This is a genomic window from Apibacter sp. ESL0404, from assembly GCF_019469245.1.
Classification (GTDB): domain Bacteria; phylum Bacteroidota; class Bacteroidia; order Flavobacteriales; family Weeksellaceae; genus Apibacter.
Map to the genome: position 1 here is coordinate 823,380 of NZ_CP048267.1, position 19,620 is coordinate 842,999.

Sequence of the window (19,620 nt, forward strand, 5' to 3'; positions counted from 1 at the left end):
GAAATATATATAATAATTCTTACAAACTTACTTACGCTTCAATATTATAAAATTTCTTAGACTGTAAAATTTATCGGAACTGTCCCAAGTAATTGTTTTCAATTTATTTTCCATTTCCGGCCATACTTCATTATTTTTTAAAGTTTCAATAATAATATCCCGGCTGTTTACATTAGCATAATAGATGCGAAGCCAGTATAGATCTTCCTCTAGATTTTCCTCTTGAATTTGTTCCTCTATGATTTTAAATAAATTCTCGGGAATATTGAAATCGCCTTTGCACCCAAAATTACCGATATATACCTTCCATTGGATGCCTTTGATCTCCCATTCTTCAATTCCAATTTGATCATCATTTGTAATCTGCCAAAAAGCAGATAAGAACACATGAAATGAATTAGTTACAAAATTTTGAAAAGCATTTTGTATGGCACTAATTTTATTTTTACCAATACCTAAGTAGCTTTCCAAGATAGTTTTTTTACTGGCTAAAAGTAAGGTTATATCTAAACGTATACTGGCTCCGTTTTCATATTCTTTAAAATCAAATGTTTCAGCACGCATGGCAGGAAGTTGTTCATCAACCAAAAGCCAGTCTTTATATTCAATGCTGGGTAGGTCATGAGCAAGAAGCATATTAGCGAGAATTTCTTGAGGTGACATAGATTATTTTTCTTCAAAATTACATAATATCTTTTTTAGATTATTTAATCAGTTTTCTTTACGATAGTATGAATCAATATAATAATGTGAAGCATAATAAGATGTATGAAGAGTCAAAATTGTAATAATTTTTGAAGTGGATATCTTTAAGAAATGAATTGCAATGATATTTTAATTAACATTAATTATTATCCATGACTAATTATAACTATAAATAAATCAAATATTTCAATACATAAAAAAATAATTGTCAATTTACTATTTTTTATATTTAAATAATAGACAAGATTAGCATTTTAACAAAATAAAGGTATAATTAATAGTTATTTGTAAATATTAATCAAATTTTTTTTTCAAATATTATACTCATTAGAAATAAAATAATACATTTGAAATGTAAACTTTTAATTAACAAACTATGAGGAAATTATACTTTTTATTAATTATTGGTATTAATTCAATGTTCACCTCAGCTCAAAATAATAAAGTTGTTGGGCCGGGAGGTGTACCTGGGGCTGTTTTATGGATGAAAACAGTCCCAGAAACCAGAAATTTAAATGGAAGATATCTTTGGAAAGATTTTTCGGGTGATTCTTTACGACTTAATTATTATGATACAGGAAATGAATACATTGTAGAATGGAATCCTTTTGGAAGGTCTTATAATTTTAACCCTTCTATACTTTTAATCAATCCTTCCTATAGTAAAGATGTTCAAATAAGGAGCGCCAATTTATCAACTGCTACGATTTTAGGAACTTTTGCAGAAAATAATATTTATGGTGAAAATTTTGAGCAGCCGAGTTATATTTTCGCTCTGAATGGAGTTGCAGGAAAGGGTATTGTTTTGAATAAAGATAAAATTATCCATAGCAATGAAAGTCAGAAAGGAATGTTAGATTATGGTTCGGAAAATGGGCATGATTTAATGTACCATCCACAAGAAAATGCGTTAGGGGGGATAACATCGTATAAGGAAAAATCGATGCGCTCGTTTACATATTTTCGTACAAATAAAAGGGCAACGAATGTTTGGGGGGAGAAAATGAATTCTAATTTATCTCTTGGTGAAAAATTTTATTGGTTTAATAAATTTAATAATTCAACATACGATACTAATTTATTTGATCCAAATACCGTTTATACAGCATATATTCCTGAATTAATAATTTATGACAGGGTACTTAATCCTTTAGAAAAAATTAAATCGGAAACCTATTTGGCTTTAAAATATGGTTTTATGTTAGAAAATTCCATGATAGGAAGCAATAATCAATTATTATGGGATAAAGATCAACAAAAAAAATTTAATCACAGGGTTACAGGTATCTATAGAGATGATCTAAGTGGGTTATATCAAAGAAAAAGTTCCACATCTTATGAAGAAAGTCCTTATTTAAGTTATAGCTTGGAAGGGGATTCTTTTGATGCAGCCAATAATTACAATCAGTCTAATAGAAATAAGCTGTTAGTAATTGAAAAATTTCCGGCTAATTCCATGGTTGATTCCGAATTCATGATTTGGGGAGATAATAACGAGGATTTAAAAACTTCAGAAATTGAAAGTTTTGCAGGTTTAAATATAATGAATCGTCGATGGTTAATGAAAACCAACATGGATAAAAGTGAGAATGATATTACTTGGCATGTTTCCGATAACTTAGAGGCTATTAAGGATAAATACAAATTTTCTCAGATAAAAATGATTAATTCTAATAATTCTCAACCTGAGATATTGTATAGTGAAAAACCATTATCGGGTTACGAAGGACATGCATCTTTTATCTTAGGTAATCCTTACGGAGGAATAATGTTAAAATTTGGAACTAAAAATATTACAGATCAACAAAATGAAAGTTCCGATTATGGATTATATATAGATCATAAAGGTGATGTATTTACCGTTATCAGAGGTATTGTTAAAGATAAAATAAAAGTTAAATTAAATGTAGGGGACCGGGTTCAAATTGATAAATCTAAAGATGATTTTATTATTCGATTTAATGGATATGCTCCACCTATTCCTGGTTTAATTTCACCGAATATACCTATAAATGAAGAAGATATTGAAAATGATTTTTATACTAGTGTAGTAATGTATCCATGGAAATATGAATCGCGAGTTAAAGATTTTAGAACTGGAGGTTTTATAAATAATGGCACTAAGATAGAATTAGGATATATAAAATATAGGGCTGAAGAATTTGAAGGATATAATGATGGTAAAACCTATCTTTTAATTGATAGATCAGGTAAAGGAGATTTTAAAATAGAAAATACTGATTTATATCAGTCGGATGATTTTGATCCATACAGAAAAAAAATAATTTTTAATAATGTATTTTTCGATACTGATTCAAACGGAAGTGATGTATTTACATTCGGTTACAGACCAAATAATATAATTGCAAATATAAATAAATCCAATCCGACCTGTGATGCGTCTTCAATTACTAAAAATGATGGAACTATTCAAGTTAATATATTGAGAGGAGATGAAGGATTTGAATATGAATTAGTCGATCAAAAAGATAATGAAATAAAAAAAGCAGGAGTTTTTTTTGGTAACGAATTAAATATAAATGAACTTTCATCCGGACAATATACTTTAAAATTAAAGGAATTGGGAGGTTTTAATTTGATTTCAGATTCTACTGCGGTGGAAGCAAAAGCATATAGTATTCAAAATATAGATTGGGATAGAGGCGGATTTTTTGAAACGATTTTGAAAGGAAATGATCAAAATTTTCAAATGGGATTATCATTACATCCAAGAGACAATTCTGTTGCTAATGTTAACATAAGAGCGGGCTTTGAAATTAATCAAGGGCGAATTTATATTATTAATGAACATACAAAAAGTAATACTCCGTTAGATAATATCATTGTTAAAGAAGGAGATAGAATTCAAATTTATAAAGATTTTAATGAAAAGGAGTCGCCATATAAAGTTTATTATAAAATAAATGGTCAAACTTTTTATACGCAATATCTTTCCTCTTATCATTTTTTTGCTTTTAAAATCAATAATAATGATGGAAGAATATATAATATAAGAAATACAGACGGATTTACAGAATCTCTACCTACCTATTGGAATTTCCTAGGTGTCCATCCTTATCCTAAATCAGTCAATTTATCAAAAACGATACTCGAACATACTATAACGCTCGACGAAAATTGTTTAAATCAGCCAGAAAATAATCGAATTTATCAAATAACATCCAATGTAGATGATGATAATCATGTTCAATTTTATTATAAAGATTTCAATAATAAATCAGAGATAACAGGAAAGATTAGTCTAAAAAATCCTTCTAAAATAATGATTTCTGTATTTGATTATAACGGAAACATGATTTATAATAAAAATAATAATGAAATTTCTAAGGAGCATATTGTAGATATCTCAGGTCTTCCAAAAGGAGTATATGTAGTAAAAGTATTTACTGAAGAAGGAGAATTTACTAAACATATTTCAATCAACTAATTATAATACATAAATACATAATCAAAAATTTTGTACTATGAAATTAAATTCAAAGCAAGCCAGGTTTGTTTCATTAGTGTTACTTACCACCATGGCATTACAAAGCTTTTCCCCATATATCCCTATTTTAGAACATAAAAAATATAAAACCAGGGAAAAACGCGTTACTTACACAAAAAATATTAAAATTGATCAAATAAGTGCAGACTCTAACAAGTCTGAAGAGCACGAATTAAATTATTTAAAAATTCGCAAAGAAAATCAAATAGATAAATCTAATACTTCTCTTTCTACTCTTTATAGTTCGAAAACTAAAGAAGGGATAATTGGAATATTGGATGATAAAAATTTTGATAATCCTGAAGATAACATATTTACGGTCTATATAGATCAGAAGCCATTACAAAATCATAAGACATACTTAATTTATGATTTATACGGGGTTTCCGATAAAAATGGAATTTCAAAGAGTATTAATGATAGAATAAGCAGAGGGGGATACTTGGTAAAAAAACATTATAATTGGACTAAGCAAAAAGAACCTATAAATTCTAACTGGTTACAACAAGGAGAAAATTATATTCAATTTTCAATACCTAAAGATGCTACTTATGGTTATAAAATTAAAAATTTAAAAATTGAAATTGAAAAACAGGAATCTATTTTAGAACCTCTCCAATGGGAAGCCATATCCTATAAAGGAGGGGACACCTATGTAAAAGGATATTTTCCGGATGAAAAAAATCGTAATATACAGATCAATGGTGTTCAAACTACCACTTATCAAGGTGAATTTGAGGCAATTCTGTCTGGAGATGTAAATACTATAGAATTGGTATCTGAAGGTAAAACATATGTAAAAGAATCGACCATATTATCTGGTAAGCCAGATTTTACCAATTTATTACAATCAGCTTTGGATCAAAAACAAATTTGGTTTAAAAAAGATAAGGAAACTAATGTAATTAATCTTTTAGGAGCTGAATTGAGTGTAAATGGTAAGAATTTGTTAAGTGACAAGCAAATACTGATTCGAGGATTAAGAAGTATTGACATTCCCGCACTGGATATGGGTATGAAAAATGTGACGGGGAAAGCAGACGGGTATAAATTTTTACCTCATGGAGAGCATTTCAATGAAGGAGCAATACTCAAGTTGGCTTACGACCGCTCTAAAATTCCGAACGGCTATACCGAAAAAGATATTCGTACCTTCTATTTTGATTTGGAAAGCCATCATTGGGTAGCTTTAGAAAGAGACAGTATAGATACTAAAAATCAAGTAATCATATCCCGAACTACTCATTTCACGGATATGATTAACGGGGTGATACAAGTACCGGAATCGCCGGAAACTAATGGTTTTACACCCACAACCATGAGCAATATTAAAGTTGCCGATCCGTTGTCAAAGGTGAATTTAATAAGCGCACCCACTGCCAATAATCGTGGATCTGCAGCGTTAAGTTATACTTTTGAAATGCCTCCTGCTCGTAATGGAATGAGTCCGTCTCTAGGTATTCAGTATAACAGTGATGGAGGTAGCGGATGGTTAGGCGAGGGCTGGGATATGAATATTCCGAGTATAACAGTAGATACTCGTTGGGGAGTACCGAGATACGATACCTCAAAAGAAACCGAAACCTATACGATGGATGGGACCCAGTTGGTAACCCTGGGAGATGATGGAAATACGTCCATAGCCCACAGAGGAGAAAAAATAGCCAGAAAATCAGACCGCTTATTTTATTCCAGAAAAGAAGGGAGCTTTGCTACCATTCAAAGGAAAGGAACTAATCCGGGAAATTATACCTGGGAAGTAACCAACAGAAAAGGGGTTAAATATACTTACGGAGGAAATGGAGGAATACTTAAAGGAACTGTTACCGATATATCAGGAAAGAGCAAAGACGTAATTACGGAATGGAAAGTTTCCAGAGTAGATGAACTACACGGAGATTGGATTGAATACATTTATGAACAAGTGGAAGAGCCGGTAAAAGGAGGTTTGAAATCCAAAGCTTTATATCTTAAAGAAGTACATGCCGGTAACAAAGGACAAAATCCGCATACAGTGGTTAAATTCACCTCTGCTAAAACTAAGCAAAAAGAAACAAACTCAGCTCGATATGGATTTTTTACCTCTTCTAATCGTTTACTTACCCTTGTTGAGATAGACTTTGAAGGCAGCAAATTAAGAGAATATGAATTAAAATATAAATCCGGAGCATTTTATACAGATCTTTTAGATCAGATAACGCACAAAGACGATAAAGGAAAAGAATTTACCTCCAATCGTTTTGATTATTATGATGATGTTAAATCACAAGAGGGGTACATACCTTTTAACCAGCAAGAAGAAGTTTGGGCAAGATCTGGCGAAAAGATAAATCAAAGTAAAACTACCTCTTATGGAGGATCTTTCTATACCGGAGTAGGAATTTTTAATGGAGATGCCATATTTAACAGTGGAACCTTGGGAGGCAGCTACAGTTATTCCACTAGTGTGACAGAAGGTAAATCGACTTTTATAGATATCAACGGTGATGGTTTAACGGATAAAGTATATCAAAAAAATGGAGTATTATATTATGAGCCTCATTTGTTAACACCTTTAAAAGGGGAAAAATTTGGTAAGCCTATTGCTATAAAAGGTATAAATAAATTTTCTAAAACAAAGTCAACTAGTTCCAATGGAGGTGGCTCTGCCCGAGCAGGAATTGGTTTAGCCTCTGCAACTGTAGGTATCAGCGGAGGGACAACTAATACAACTACAACCGTCTATTTTGCAGACGTAAATAGTGATGGGTTAATTGATCTAGTATCCAACGGTAAGGTATATTTCAATCATATTACCCGAGATAGTGATGGTAATTTGATTCCTTCCTTTACATTAGAAAGTTCATTAACTCCAAGCCCGATTATGGGAGGAGGAACTATAGATAGTTCCGACACTGCAGTAGATCCACAGGAACAAAAAGATCTTATTTATAATTCTCCACTTTATGATGTGGTTAAATTTTGGGAAGCACCTTTTGACGGGAAGATAAAAATTGAAGGAAATGTACAGCTTCAAGCGCCAACGGGAGATTATGACACCGAAGAATATGAAAAAGCCGATGGGGTAAGAGTTGCCATTCAGTATAAAGGAAAAGAAAAATGGAATAAGAGTATAAATAAAGGTGATTTTACTAATTATCCTGCCAATGTAAAATTATCCGAGACTGTAAAACAAGGAGATAAAATCTATTTCAGAGTTCAATCAGGAAACCAGGAAATGTCTAATGGAAGCTTTGATCAAGTACAATGGAATCCCGTTATAACCTATGAACAAACTACCATTGTTGAAGCAGACTTAAACAGTATAAATCCTGACGGGCAAAAAATGTATCGTTTTCCATCCTCAGAATCCCACATAGCTTCACAGGATGTAGCAACCAGTGTCGGTGATTATAAAAAAGCCGTAATATTTGGAACTTTTGAAAAACCGATCACATCTGATGACGTTACGGTAAAAGTTATTCAAACCAATGACAGTCGTTCCGAGGAAATTATAGTTTATGAAAAAACATTTAATTGGAACGAAACTCATCAAGGAAATTTGGAAATACCTGTACCCGAAAACAAAAATTGGACAAACTTTTATTTTGCTTTGAGTTCACCCAGTCAAGTGAATTGGAAAAAAATTAGTTGGAAACCACAGATAAAATTAGATGACAGTCAAGAGGCAGATCTGGGAAGTGTTAATTATAGCATTTACCATCAAAAATGGGAAGGAAGTTACTATCCTTTAGTTTTTGAAAATGCCGGCCAAACTAAAAAAATATCACTTACATTTCAAGCGCTGGCAAATGATCCTATGAATTCTTACCTTTTGAATGGAGAACTGGCCATTACCATCAAGAAAAAAACAGGATTATTGGGAAGATATAAAATCAGAGTTGAGAATGGAATTGTCGTTACCCCACCTCTCATGGATTTGGAAGTAGCAGCCAATGAGTCTTTAACTGAAAATATTTGGGTGGAAGCTTTCACCAAAGATGCAACGATCATCAAAAATTTGAAAGCTTTAACTTTTACTTTGCAACCCGAAAACGGATTGTCGTCTAATGGATATGCAAATATTTTTGTAAAAGATTCAGACAAAGGTTTCGGACCAATGTATCGCGGTTGGGGGCAATTTATTTACAATGCCAATGCCGGACGTTATGCACGTCCTATAGATGAAAAGGAATTACAATTGCCGCAGAATGAAAATGCTGATATGGATCCTCGTACCATGATCTTTATTCCGATGGGTCTTGATAATGAAACCAAGAGTTATTGGACAGGAGCCGATCGATATGTATATATAAAAGAAGGAATTCTAAGTGCTTCTCGTTTAGGAGAAAAAGAGGTTAAACTTACCAATCCATTGGAAGGATTAAGCAGTAAATCTCCATCTTCCGGTAGCTGTATACAGGGGTCTTCAGCATTGGGGGTCAAATTAACCAGCAAGTCAAAAAACACGACTAAACAAGCGGGAGCCTCATTTGGTATTGGAGTAAACTATAATGATTCCGAGGGTAGTGATGAGACAACAGTATCTTTTTCAGATATGAACGGGGACGGATATCCGGATATTATAACCAAAAATAAGATACAATTTACCAATACCCGTGGGGGATTTGACGGAGAAGTGATTGATTCACGTAACGGATTTGAAGGCAATCATCGTAGTACCAGTAGTAGTCAAGCAAATGTTTTCGGATCTATTCCGATTACAGCTTCTTCAATTGATACTAAACTAACTTTAGGCGCAAAGAAAAACTCTATAGATATTAAATCGGCTCAATTGGGTATAGGGTCTTTAAGTCTTTCCGTAGATAGTCCACCAAAAATGAAAGAAAAGGTTGAACATACTTTAATGGATATTAATGGAGACGGTTTGCCGGATAAAGTTTATAAGAATGGTAAAGTACGTTTTAATCTAGGTTATAGTTTCAGTCCGGAAGTTGATTGGGATATAAACGATATACAAACCGGAAAATCTGAAACATTCACTGGTGGTGCGGATATGCCTATAAAATCTTTTGATAAAGCTTCATCCAGTTTTTCAGGGGGAGTTAATGTAACAACTGTAACCAATACATCCAACTTTAAGTTAATGGATGTAAACAGTGACGGTTTAGTAGATAAAGTGCGCATTAACGAGGGAAAAACATGGGTATCACTAAATAAAGGAGCCTCTTTTGCTCCGGAACAAGAGTGGAAAGAGATGAATCGTATAAATAAAAATTCTTCCGTCAGTATTTCAACCAATGTTTCCTATACCGTGAATATAGTCATCCCACTATTTGTGGCTCCACCAATAAAGATATCTTTAAATCCGGGAGTAAACTCTTCCAATTCCACCAGTCACACAACCTTCGAAATCAAAGATGTCGATGGGGATGGATATCCGGATATGGTATGGACAGATAATTCGGGAAGTATAAAAGTGAAGCGCTCAACCATTGGAAGAACCAATAAATTGAGCAAAGTATCCAATTCCATAGGGGGAAAATTCATGCTTGATTATAACCGTTCCGAAGCTACTTATGAACATCCGGGAGGAAAATGGGTGTTATCATCTGTAGAAATTGACGATGGAATTCATGATGATGGAGCCAATAACCGTATGGAATATCGTTATCTGGAAGGAAAACAAGACAGACATGAAAGAGAATTTTTAGGCTTTGGAAAAGTAGAAAAAATAAGTATAAATACCGAAAACAACAATCAAGTATATAGAAAAACCATTGATGAATATGATGTTACGAATTACTATACTTCAGGTAATTTATTAAAAACAACCATCACCGATGCTCAAGGGAAAAAATATGCCCAAACTGAAAACAAATATTATCAATACGAAGTAAAACAAAAGGATAGAAACAACTATAGCATTTCTTCCAACATAGTATGTTCTGATGATCAAGCGTCGTTTGCTCCACTACAATATACCCGCAATACAGTGTTTGAAGGTAAAGATCAAGGGATAGTAACCAATGAAACCTGGTATTCGTATGACTTGGCAGATCAATACGGAGAACTTTCCAACTACCGATACAGTGATAGCGGAAATTTAGGCGAAAACGGAGCAGGAAGCTATAACTATCAAACATCCGTTTCCTATACCTCTAATCCTAATAAGAACATTTTCGGATTACCGGTAAAAGTTCAAGTCAAAGGATCAGGCGGAAGTGTTCAAAGAGAAGTAACGGCAGAGTATGATCTAAACTATTCAAATCATCTTACCCGAGTTCGTCAAAAACTCAATGATAAAGAAGAATCGGTAACTGATATAACTTACGACAAGTACGGAAATATTACCCAAAAAACTTTACCGGCTAATACTAAAGGCCAAAGAATGTGGTATAAATATAGATACGATAAAGATTACCATATGTATGTAGAGCGTATTGATGATGCCTATGGATATACCAGTTTATTAGAAAATTATGATTATCGTTATGGAATACCGTTAACCAGTAAAGATATCAACGGATATTTCACAGAAACCACAATAGATAATCTGGGAAGAATTGCGACCATAACCGGACCTAATGAATTGGAATTGGATTTACCTTATACTATAAAATATAAATATAATCCGTCAGTAGTTTTAAATTCAAATGGAGACATTGAAAACCCTGCTTATGCAATAACTTATCATTACAATCCGCAACACCCTACAGAGGATATAAAAACGTTAAGTTTTGTTGACGGAGCAGGAAAAACCTTACAGGTAAAAAAAGACGGAGTGATAACACATACCGATGCAAACGGAAGTAATCCTCAGGACGAAAAGGTACTTATTGTAAGCGGAAGAACTATGCTGGATCCGTTCGGACGAGTAGTAAAAAGCTACTATCCGATTACCGAATCGCCGGAACATGCCATAGAATTTAATCGAAACTTCGATAAAGTAAACCCAAGTGTAAGCAACTATGACCTGTTAGACCGTACCGTAGCAAATATCCTTCCGGATTCCAGTACTCAAACCACCGAGTATACAATAAATCCGACTGAAAGACAGCAAGTAACCATCTTTACGGATGCTATGGGAGGAAAACAGAAAACCTATGCCAACGGATCGGGTCTTACCGTTAAGACCGAACAACTATCCGGCCCATCAGGAATAATTACTACCCGTTATACTTACGATGGCATCAATCAATTATTAGAAGTCATCGATACCGAGGGACAAATCACTCAATCGAAGTATGACTTAGCCGGAAGAAGAATTCATTTATCACATCCAAGTGCAGGAATTACCCAATTAAGTTATGATGCCTTAGGAAATGTAATAACTCGTCAGACTTCCAACTTAGAAAAAACAAATCAAAAAATAGAATACGAATATGATTATACCCGATTAAAATCAATACATTATCCGGAACATCCACAAAATAACGTTACCTATTACTATGGAGATAAAAATTCAAAATATAATCGTATAGGAAAAGTGATGTTGCAAGAAGATGCAACCGGAGCTCAGGAATTTAAATATGGAACTTTAGGAGAAATTACTGAAGTACGCAGAACGGTTATAATTCCTAATCAAGCGATCGCTACCTACGTAACCCAAACCAAGTACGACAGCTGGAATAAACTAGAGCAGATCATCTATCCGGATCAAGAAAAAGTAGAATATATCTATAATACAGCAGGATTGTTAACCAAAATTAAGGGAAGCAAAGCTTATAGCTATGACTATGTAAATAAAATAGGGTATGATAAATTCGAACAAAGAAATTATCTAAAATATTGCAACGGCTCGGAAACCACTTATACCTATGATCCAGAAAGAAGAAGACTTAGCGATTTACAAGTTTGGGTATCACCGAAAACGCAAAGGTCAGGAGTAAGAACTCAGATCATTAATAACAAATATACCTATGACGCTGTTAGCAATGTACTAAGCGTATCCAACCAAGCCCCGCTACCTCAGGACAACAAAAAGACTATGGGAGGACAAATGCAACATGACTATGCCTACGATGGACTTTACCGCTTAGTACAGGCACAAGGAAGTTACACAGGAGCGGATAACAAAACGGCCGCATACAGCTTGCAAATGGGTTACGATAACTTACATAATATCGTAAGCAAAAACCAACAAGTAAGTCAACAAGGCATAATGATTGAAGGCGGATTAAAAGCAGGTTATAACTTATCGTATACCTACGATTCAACGAAAAAGAATCAAATAAAAACCGTTCAAGACATCAATTACAGAGAAGAAGAAAGTCAAGAAGAAGAAAAACGCCAAGAGCACAAGAATTATCACTATGATTTAAACGGAAATCTAACCTATGTAAATGTAGAATTAGAGAAGAAGGATTTAAGAAAAACCAGCCAAACGCAAGAAAGGAAATTACGCTGGGATGAAGAAAACCGATTAATGGCAATAGATGATAATGGGTATGTAAGTAACTATGTGTACGATGCTTCAGGAGAACGAGTAATCAAAACAAGCGGCGAAAGCGAGCAAGTGTATATCAATTCCTTATTCTCAGGCGGCAATACCGAAACACAAGGATTCACGGCCTATATCAACCCCTTCTTAGTAGTAAGTCCCAATGGAAAATATACCAAACATTACTACGCAGGAAGTCAACGAATAGTGAGTAAGTTGGGAGATATAGAAAGCTTTGGTGCAGATCCGAGAAGAATAGAGTATGCAGGATCAAGCGTACCCGGAGTAACGATCAACTGGAAAGCAAAATACCAAAGAAGCATTGAAGACTTAAAAGGGAACTATGCGTACTTTGAAGTACCGTATAATGGAAAAGACAATGACGATTACGTAAACGGGGAAGGTTTCTGTTGTTCTCAGAGTACAGCCTTAAGAGCAGGGATAGGAATCGGCAATGTGAATTATGAGAAAATGCAGTATTATTATCACCCGGATCATTTGGGCAGCTCAAGTTATATCACTAACTTAGACGGTGAAATAGTACAGCATGTAGAGTATGTACCGTTTGGAGAAGTGTTTATAGAGGAAAGAAACAACAGTTGGAATACCCCTTACTTATTCAATGGAAAAGAGTTGGATGAAGAGACAGGACTGTATTATTACGGTGCCCGGTACTATAACCCAAGGGAATCCGTGTGGTTGTCTGTGGACCCGCTGGCGGGATACAACCTGGTGATGGAAACGGAACACTACATCGACGGACAGCATAACGGGGGAGTTTACAACTCTGGAAATTTAAATCCTTATATTTATACGTATCAAAATCCTGTTCTTTATATAGACCCGAATGGGAAGCAGGTTGTAGCAGTATTTAATAAATCAACAAATCGTTTGGCAATAATTCCAGATATAAGCAAGGTTAATCCTAAATTAAATTATAGATTTGTTTCAGCGCAAGATTATAGTAAACTAACTTCTAAAGATAAGACTAAGTATAATTATGGTATCTTAGTGATAAATGTATTTACTGGTGGGCGAGCTGAAAATGGTAAAGTTACAAGAGATCCTAATAGACCCGAACAGAAACCTATTCCAAATGGAAAATATGACATTTTAGATAATAATGCAGACACCAAACCTCATCATAAAGACTGGTTTAGATTAGATAAGCAGGATAGTGAAAGATATAATGATATGGATGATGAAACTGGACGTGATGGATTTAGATTTCATTTAGGAACTTTAAGCCATGGATGTGTTACTACAGATATATCTCAAGAAGATAGATCCGAAGAATGGGGTATTATAAAAAATTCAATTGAAGGAACAAATACAACAACTGTTCCCGAAAGGAGGGGCAGGCAAAAATGGAATCCATTTTCAAAATTAATAAATTATGGTACCCTTAAAGTAACAGGAGAAGATAATATACCCACTAAACTAGATTAAAAATGAAAATAAATTATAAAATCATTTGTTTTGTTATTTTAGCTATCTTTCAATCATCCTGTAATGATAAGTGTGAAATAAAAGGAATAGAAGTTAGTGATTTATTAAGTACCGTATCTAAGGAAAAATATCATATTAATTATTGTGATTTATTAGAATCGGCTCTCAATGGAGAAGATAAAGATATAGAAAAAATATCTTTATTACATTTTGGTGATGGTACATCGTATGATCATGGAGAAGTATTAATTCATCTAATTTATAATATTGGAGAGGATAAATATTTAAATGCTATAAAAAACGTATCAAAACAAGATCGAAAAAGATTAAATAGTTACTTTGAATCGGGCTTATTATATGGTGATTTATTTTATGGTAAAAATTTAGATTCAGTATTCCCTAAATTAAGCAAATTTTTACAAAATGAATAATTTAAACATATTTAAACTAATGATATTTATTAATTTTTTTAATTAACGGCCTAATCAACTTTAATTTTGAAGTAATTCCAAAAAATAAGACAAAGGCGGCACTTATGAGCCGCCTTTGTCATTACTCCTTTCTCAATAGATCCAACAATTCCAATTCACATTCAGAGATAAGCTAAGCGAACGAATGAGTTGCAGGATATTTTAAATATCCCATTGATTGTGTTCGGTGTATTTAGAGAATGAGAGATATCAAAAAGCCGTTTGGCAATCTTACAAATAAAGTAATCTGAAAAAAATTAAATTCATCCAAAAGTAACGTAACCCAAACCAAGTACGACAGCTGGAATAAACTAGAGCAGATCATCTATCCGGATCAAGAAAAAGTAGAATATATCTATAATACAGCAGGATTGTTAACCAAAATTAAGGGAAGCAAAGCTTATAGCTATGACTATGTAAATAAAATAGGGTATGATAAATTCGAACAAAGAAATTATCTAAAATATTGCAACGGCTCGGAAACCACTTATACCTATGATCCAGAAAGAAGAAGACTTAGCGATTTACAAGTTTGGGTATCACCGAAAACGCAAAGGTCAGGAGTAAGAACTCAGATCATTAATAACAAATATACCTATGACGCTGTTAGCAATGTACTAAGCGTATCCAACCAAGCCCCGCTACCTCAGGACAACAAAAAGACTATGGGAGGACAAATGCAACATGACTATGCCTACGATGGACTTTACCGCTTAGTACAGGCACAAGGAAGTTACACAGGAGCGGATAACAAAACGGCCGCATACAGCTTGCAAATGGGTTACGATAACTTACATAATATCGTAAGCAAAAACCAACAAGTAAGTCAACAAGGCATAATGATTGAAGGCGGATTAAAAGCAGGTTATAACTTATCGTATACCTACGATTCAACGAAAAAGAATCAAATAAAAACCGTTCAAGACATCAATTACAGAGAAGAAGAAAGTCAAGAAGAAGAAAAACGCCAAGAGCACAAGAATTACCACTATGATTTAAACGGAAATCTAACCTATGTAAATGTAGAATTAGAGAAGAAGGATTTAAGAAAAACCAGCCAAACGCAAGAAAGGAAATTACGCTGGGATGAAGAAAACCGATTAATGGCAATAGATGATAATGGGTATGTAAGTAACTATGTGTACGATGCTTCAGGAGAACGAGTAATCAAAACAAGCGGCGAAAGCGAGCAAGTGTATATCAATTCCTTATTCTCAGGCGGCTATACCGAAACACAAGGATTCACGGCCTATATTAACCCTTATTTAGTAGTAAGTCCTAATGGAAAATATACCAAACATTACTACGCAGGAAGCCAACGAATAGTAAGTAAGTTGGGAGATATAGAAAGCTTTGGAGCAGATCCGAGAAGAATAGAGTATGCAGGATCAAGCGTACCCGGAGTAACGATCAACTGGAAAGCGAAATACCAAAGAAGCATTGAAGACTTAAAAGGAAACTATGCGTACTTTGAAGTACCGTATAACGGAAAAGACAATGACGATTACGTAAACGGGGAAGGCTTCTGTTGTTCTCAGAATACAGCCTTAAGAGCAGGCATAGGAATCGGCAATGTGAACTATGAGAAAATGCAGTATTATTATCACCCGGATCATTTGGGCAGCTCAAGTTATATCACTAACTTAGACGGCGAAATAGTACAGCATGTAGAATATGTACCGTTTGGAGAAGTGTTTATAGAAGAAAGAAACAACAGTTGGAATACCCCTTACTTATTTAATGGAAAAGAGTTGGATGAGGAAACAGGACTGTATTATTATGGTGCTAGATATTATAATCCAAGAGAGAGTGTATGGTTAAGTACTGATCCATTAAGCGGATATAACCCAGTGATGGAAGTAGAACACTACATAGACGGTCAACACAACGGAGGAGTGTATAACTCGTTTAACCTTAATACGTATGGGTATTGTTATCAAAATCCTGTTCTATTAGTAGATCCCAACGGAAAGCAATCAGTAGGAGCCGCAGTAGGAAAAGTTGTAGGAAGAAAATTTTTAGGAGAAAAAGTAGGAGGAATAATAGGAGGGATATTAGATATTCCAACCACAGTATTAGGAGCAGTGTTGCATTCAACAGCATTGAATCAGGGAGAACAAGAAGCATTAGATGAAATCCACGAACAAACCTTAAAAGAAAGAGGGATAACTCTTTTAAAAAGTGAGGATAAAGGAGAGAGTGATACAAGAAGTAGTGATTTAGGAAAGTTAAAAGAAGGATCAGAGGGACAGAAAACGGCGAAGAAATTGCAGAAAGAAGGTAAAGATGGGAAATTGCCTACTCCTGATAACGAACCTGATCAATTTAAACCATCTAAATCAGATGGAGGTAAGATACATAAGAAGACCGGAGCTATCTATAGAAGATCCAATACAACGCATAGAGGCAAAGAAGGAGAGTTTAAGATATGGCCCAAGGGGACTAGGGATTTTGGTAAGACAAGTAAGACTACAGGAAAAAGGATCACTACGGATCAGAATGGTAAAATTATAGGACATTAAAAGCTTAATTAGTATGAAGAAAAAAGAAAAAATAGAAGAAAAATACTTTGAGGATATATTTTATCCTGTAAAAGCTTTATGGAAAGGAGTTTATAATATAGAAAATGTAGAAAAGACAAAAACATATATTGAATCTATAAGAGAAGATTATAGAGAAGTAGAGTACGTAGTAGAGATTGAGAATAAAAAAAAGTACACTTGGTGGGATTCAATCATGGTTTTTACAATGTATCAAACTTTAACAAGTGTTGGACTAAATTATTTTAAACAAAATAAGAAGATTTTGAATATAGATGATATATCTATAGTAGACTTTGAGAAAAATTTTTTAGAAAATTTAGAATTTGAAGGAAATGAAGAATATTTAGCAAAGTATAAGGGTTTAAAGTCACGAGTTGATAAAGCCAATTTCTAAATAAGTTTAAAAAATAACTTCTTAAATTATAAACCAAACCCCGCATTTCGCGGGGTTTTTATTGAAGTTTGCTAAATCTTATACCACTATTCAAGTTCATCGTAGGGGATAAGTTAGCGGTGGAGTTGCAGTACATTTTAAATGTCCTTAAAATTGATTTCTGATTTTTTAAGTGTTCCATGAAAATAGTGAATTTACCTAGATTACATTAAAAGTTGAGAAAAAAGATATTCTTGTATGATAAAAAAGATAAATTAATTATAGAGATAAGGATAAAAAACTAATTTAGCTAACAAAGTTATTTGAAAAAATACATTATTACGGAGCAAGATACTATAATCCAAGAGAAAGTGTATGGTTAAGTACTGATCCATTAAGCGGATATAATCCGATTATGGAAGTAGAACACTACATAGACGGGCAACACAACGAAGGAGTGTATAACTCGTTTAATCTCAATACGTATGGGTATTGTTACCAAAGTCCAATTATACTGATTGATCCATATGGAAAACAAGTATGGACAAGAATTTTGGGAGGAGTAAAAGCTATAGGAGGTGCTTTAGAAATGGTAGCAGGAGGTGCTTTACTAGTAACACCAGAGCCCACAATGGCAACTAAAGCAGCTGGAGTTGTAGTAGCAGTTTATGGGGCTGATGTAGCTAGTTCCGGATTAAGGCAAATGTGGACAGGAGAAGAAGAAAGTTCACTTACTAGTCAAGGCTTACAAGCAGCAGGAATGTCAAAGCAAAATGCAGAGATAGTTGATGCGGGTATTAGCATAATAGGTTCAGGAAGTGCAGGACTAATAAGTAATACATCTAAGGTTGGAAATATTAGTGGTGCAGTAAGTAATTACTCTAAGATTGGATCAACTGGAATTGTAGGAGAAGAAGCCTTGAAAGCTTTGGGAGGAAAATCTCAAGTTAGATTTGAAACATCCCAGGGAGCAAGAATAGTAGATCAATTAGTAAAAGGAGCAGCTCATGAATCTAAAGTAGGATATACAACTTTAACAAAAAGTATTCAAAAACAAATTGCTAAAGATATTGAATTAATGAGTAAAAAGGAAATAAAAGTTCTACCTGGCATTTCTTTAAAAGTCCGGTAACAGGAAAAGGGGGAGCTTCTCAACCTTTATTGAATGAATTACAAAATAAAGGAATTAAAGTAGTTAATCATTAAAATTTAGAGTATGGAAGAACTGTTTAATATATTATTATTTAGTCAAGATTTTAGAGAAAAGGATAAGAAAGAATTAAAAATATATGAGGTTTGGTTTAATGAAAATAAGGATAAATGTTTATTGGAATTAGAATATCTCGTACAAAGAACTCTAGGTTATGAGGATTGGCAAATGGACTATAGCAAAGAATCTTTAATGGGGTTAGGTAAATGGTTAAAAACGAATGTGAAGATACAACAACTAAGTGAAGAAGATTATGCAAAAGTTAGGGCAACAGTACCAGATTATATAGATATTGATGATTGGACTCTAACGTTAGAAACAAGGACTATATTATTAGATGCTGGTATTTATTTTGGTGAGGTGTTTATTCATAACTATAAAAATTTATATTGGAAGCAACATTTTTCTTCGGCTAAAAATAGAGATATTAATCATGGAAATATGGTAATTTCTTTAAGTAATAAAAAAGGTAGTGATTTAAATCCAATTAGAATTATGAATAATATTGGGGAGATATTTGGAGAAGGTATAGGAAGTGATTCTGAATTAATAAAATTATATGAAGTATGGGAAAAATACTTATAATTAATAACTTACCTAAAAGGTTATGTAAAAATGAACTAGTCTCCAATATTAAGACAAATAAATATTTAATAAATATCTAGAAAGAAAGCGACCGATACGTATCGGTCGTTTTTTTTACTCCCTATTCAATGAAATCAAACAACTCCATTTCCCAAGTCCATTTCCTCCTCAGGAATAAACGAGCTATGTTGTAAATGTCCCATTTATCTTGTTCTGTGTAACTAGGGAACTAGATTTCCGCCAGCAGCACGGTTTGAGTAATTTTCAAAGAGATTTGAGGGTAAAGCCTAAGATTTTTGTTAATCTGAAATAGATTAAATTCATCCAGGAATAATATAACCCAAACCAAGTACGACAGCTGGAATAAACTAGAGCAGATCATCTATCCTGATCA

The 19,620-nt window shown here is 33.6% G+C and carries 8 protein-coding genes; 7 read left to right on the forward strand and 1 reads right to left on the reverse strand.

Features of this window, described 5'->3' with window-relative positions; all coding sequences use genetic code 11:
* Nucleotides 1-27 precede the first annotated feature (27 nt).
* Nucleotides 28-663: a DUF6348 family protein gene (locus GYM72_RS03445; protein ID WP_220264710.1), complete on the reverse strand. Its 636-nt coding sequence runs from the start codon at nt 661-663 to the stop codon at nt 28-30.
* 418 nt (nt 664-1,081) lie between these two features.
* Between GYM72_RS03445 and GYM72_RS09870 the strand changes: the two genes are divergently transcribed.
* The 7 genes from GYM72_RS09870 (at nt 1,082) to GYM72_RS03480 (ending at nt 19,226) form a co-directional block, all read left to right on the forward strand.
* On the forward strand, nt 1,082-4,153 hold the full coding sequence (locus tag GYM72_RS09870; RefSeq protein WP_255571563.1) for a T9SS type A sorting domain-containing protein: 3,072 nt from the start codon (nt 1,082-1,084) through the stop codon (nt 4,151-4,153).
* A gap of 37 nt (nt 4,154-4,190) precedes the next feature.
* The gene (locus tag GYM72_RS03455; RefSeq protein WP_220264711.1) at nt 4,191-14,045 is read left to right on the forward strand and encodes a toxin TcdB middle/N-terminal domain-containing protein; all 9,855 of its coding nucleotides are present in this window, start codon (nt 4,191-4,193) and stop codon (nt 14,043-14,045) included.
* A gap of 2 nt (nt 14,046-14,047) precedes the next feature.
* Nucleotides 14,048-14,476, forward strand: coding sequence for a hypothetical protein (locus tag GYM72_RS03460; protein WP_220264712.1), 429 nt, complete (start codon nt 14,048-14,050; stop codon nt 14,474-14,476).
* Nucleotides 14,477-14,886: 410 nt separating this feature from the next.
* Nucleotides 14,887-17,037, forward strand: coding sequence for an RHS repeat domain-containing protein (locus tag GYM72_RS09875; protein ID WP_255571565.1), 2,151 nt, complete (start codon nt 14,887-14,889; stop codon nt 17,035-17,037).
* 13 nt (nt 17,038-17,050) lie between these two features.
* The gene (locus tag GYM72_RS03470) at nt 17,051-17,452 is read left to right on the forward strand and encodes a hypothetical protein (protein ID WP_220264713.1); all 402 of its coding nucleotides are present in this window, start codon (nt 17,051-17,053) and stop codon (nt 17,450-17,452) included.
* Nucleotides 17,453-17,846: 394 nt separating this feature from the next.
* On the forward strand, nt 17,847-18,563 hold the full coding sequence (locus tag GYM72_RS03475; protein WP_220264714.1) for a hypothetical protein: 717 nt from the start codon (nt 17,847-17,849) through the stop codon (nt 18,561-18,563).
* 84 nt (nt 18,564-18,647) lie between these two features.
* Nucleotides 18,648-19,226: a hypothetical protein gene (locus GYM72_RS03480; protein WP_220264715.1), complete on the forward strand. Its 579-nt coding sequence runs from the start codon at nt 18,648-18,650 to the stop codon at nt 19,224-19,226.
* The last annotated feature ends 394 nt before the right edge of the window (nt 19,227-19,620 follow it).